The following is a 2,844-nucleotide window of genomic DNA, read 5'->3' as shown; positions in this document are numbered from 1 at the left end:
CCCGAAGAAGCCCTCGAAATGGCCATCAGCCAGACCGGCAATGCGTCTCTTACAAGCGCCGATTTACACCAGGACGAAGACTGCCTCGACACCTGGTTCTCATCATGGCTCTGGCCCATCACTCTGTTCAACGGCATTCTTGACCCCGACAACGAAGAATTCAAATATTACTACCCGACCGCCGATCTTGTCACCGGTCCCGATATTATCTTCTTCTGGGTGGCTCGCATGATTATGGCCGGATACGAGTTTGCCGGCAATATGCCGTTCAAAAATGTATACTTCACAGGTATTGTACGCGACAACCTCGGCCGCAAGATGTCAAAGCAGCTCGGCAACTCCCCCGACCCGCTTGAACTCATCAAGCAGTATGGAGCCGACGGTGTACGTATGGGCATGATGTTGTCGGCTCCTGCCGGAAACGACATCCTGTTCGATGACAAGCTCTGCGAACAGGGCCGAAACTTCTGCAACAAAATCTGGAATGCATTCCGCCTCATAAAAGGATGGGAAGTATCAGACACCGTCGCTCAGCCGGAAAGCGCCGCAAAAGCCATTGAATGGTTTGAAGGAAAACTGAGCGCAACAGTCGCGGAGGTCAACGACCTCTTCTCAAAGTTCCGTCTCTCGGAGGCTCTGATGGCTGTATACCGCCTGTTCTGGGACGAATTCTCGTCCTGGTATCTCGAAATGGTAAAACCGGCCTACGGTTCTCCCATCGACAGCGCCACATATGCAGCCACACTCGGATACTTCGACAGCCTCCTGCGTATGCTCCACCCGTTCATGCCCTTCATCACAGAAGAGCTATGGCAGCATCTTGCCGAGCGCCGCGACGGAGAGTCAATCATGTACGCTCCGATGCCTGAGGCAAAATCCGCCGACAGCACACTGCTTTCGGCTATGGAACGCGCCAAGAGCGTAATCAACGGTGTGCGCGGTGTGCGTGCATCAAAGAACCTTTCGCCGCGCGATGCTCTATCGCTCAACGTAATCGGCGAGTGGAATCCGGGGCTCGACTGCGTTATCAGCAAACTTGCCAACCTCGACGCAATCACCGCTGTGACAGAAAAAGACCCGGCAGCAGCATCGTTCATGGTCGACACTACCGAATTCAACGTACCTCTGCGCGGAGCCATCGATATCGAGGCCGAGCTTGAGCGTCTTAATAAGGAACTCGCCCATTATGAAGGATTCCTGGCATCGGTCAACAAAAAGCTGTCAAACGAACGCTTTGTAAACAACGCTCCCGCCGCTGTAGTAGAACTCGAACGACGCAAACAGAGCGACGCAACCGAAAAGATTGCAGCCATAAAGGCATCAATCGCCGGCCTTGCCAAATAAAAGATATCCCTGCTTTATAACGCGGCGTGTCGCGTTGCATCAATCCTGCAATCCACGGACTGTTAATGCAACGCCACACACCGCGTTCGTTTTTTAACGGAAAAATGCATTAACATCATATATGTCAATTAAAAACGCAAAAATATTCAACGGTTCAGAGAGCGTAATCGACCTGATACGCCATGATTACAACATACTGCCGATACTGAGCCGGTTCAACATACCTCTTGGCTTCGAAAGCAAACGCATCGACTACGTATGCCGAGAAAACAACATTGACCCACAGGCATTCCTGTTTATCGTCAACTTTATCCTCAACGGAACCATAGATTCCGACCGTCTGCCATCAATCTCCCCCATCGCGATTGTGGATTTTCTGCAAAACAGTCACGACTATTTCCTGAAATACAAGTTCCCGCATATACGCCAGAATCTCACTTCAGCACTTGAAGAGACCCACAATGACATAAATCCGGCCATCATCGCCTTTTTTGATTCGTATCTGGAAGAAGTAAGAAAGCACTTCGCCTACGAGGAGAAAAAAGTTTTCCCCTACATACGCGCGCTTGTCAGCGGCAAGCCGACAAGCTACAATATAAACGTATTCAAAAAACATCACGACGAGGTAGGCGAAAAACTCACGGAACTAAAAAACATCATATTGCAGTTCTATACCACAAGCCAGCCCAACAAGATGTATGATGTGCTCGTCGACCTATATAATGCCGAGGAAGACCTCGAGAGCCATTCGGAAATCGAGAACCACATACTCATACCGCTGATTGCCCAGAAAGAGATTACCCGCGCCAACGACACCACCATCCAATGAAACCTCTAAACATCCTCATCGTCACCTCCTCGCAGATAATGGCATCCGGGCTACATGCTATACTCCAGCGCATGCGCGCATTGCCTGTTGGCGACATCCGCACTACCGAACCTGACAAAGCCGCCGACTCTCTTGATAAAAATCCGGCACGACTGCTCCTAATCGACCCTATCGGTATCAGCCCGACCGGCATCGACGACCTCCGCAAATCACTCCCACAGGCTACATTTGTGGCAGTCTGTGCATGCCTGCTCCCAAAGGAATCGACAAAAAGCTACGACTATACCATCTCCATATACGACAATCCATCGGCCCTATCCGACATCATCGGCCGCATGGACACCGACACGGCTGAAAATGACGACACAAAAAGTCTCAGCCAACGGGAGAAGGAAGTAGTAATAGGAATCGTAAAGGGACTGAGCAACAAAGAAATCGCATCAGAAATGAATGTCTCGGTCAATACCGTAATGACACACCGGCGAAACATAACCGCGAAATTGCAAATTCACTCAGCCGCAGGCCTTACCATCTATGCGATTGTAAGCAAACTTGTACGCCTCGACGAAATAAGCACACGTCTGCCTATATAATCTAAGACCCCGTTCACCAATATTTGTTAACGCTGGGGCGGTCAAGCGTCGTGCAGATGTGTTCGCGCAGTGAGGGAG

General features: G+C 50.5%; 3 protein-coding genes. All 3 read left to right on the top strand.

All coding sequences use genetic code 11. From position 1 onward, the window contains the following. Positions 1-1,344: class I tRNA ligase family protein (locus K2I50_RS04245; RefSeq protein ID WP_301024991.1), on the top strand; the 1,344-nt coding region annotated here is incomplete at its 5' end. A gap of 121 nt (positions 1,345-1,465) precedes the next feature. Continuing rightward, the gene (locus K2I50_RS04240) at positions 1,466-2,173 is read left to right on the top strand and encodes a hemerythrin domain-containing protein (protein WP_301024990.1); all 708 of its coding nucleotides are present in this window, start codon (positions 1,466-1,468) and stop codon (positions 2,171-2,173) included. Beyond that, complete coding sequence (locus K2I50_RS04235; RefSeq protein ID WP_301024989.1) at positions 2,170-2,766, top strand: response regulator transcription factor; 597 nt, start codon at positions 2,170-2,172, stop codon at positions 2,764-2,766. Before K2I50_RS04240 ends, K2I50_RS04235 begins: the two co-directional genes overlap by 4 nt. The last annotated feature ends 78 nt before the right edge of the window (positions 2,767-2,844 follow it).

It is taken from the genome of Muribaculum sp., from assembly GCF_029051885.1.
In the GTDB taxonomy this organism is placed as follows: Bacteria; Bacteroidota; Bacteroidia; order Bacteroidales; family Muribaculaceae; genus Muribaculum.
The sequence above is the reverse complement of the archived record's forward strand: the minus strand, read 5'-3'. Positions and strand labels throughout refer to the sequence as shown.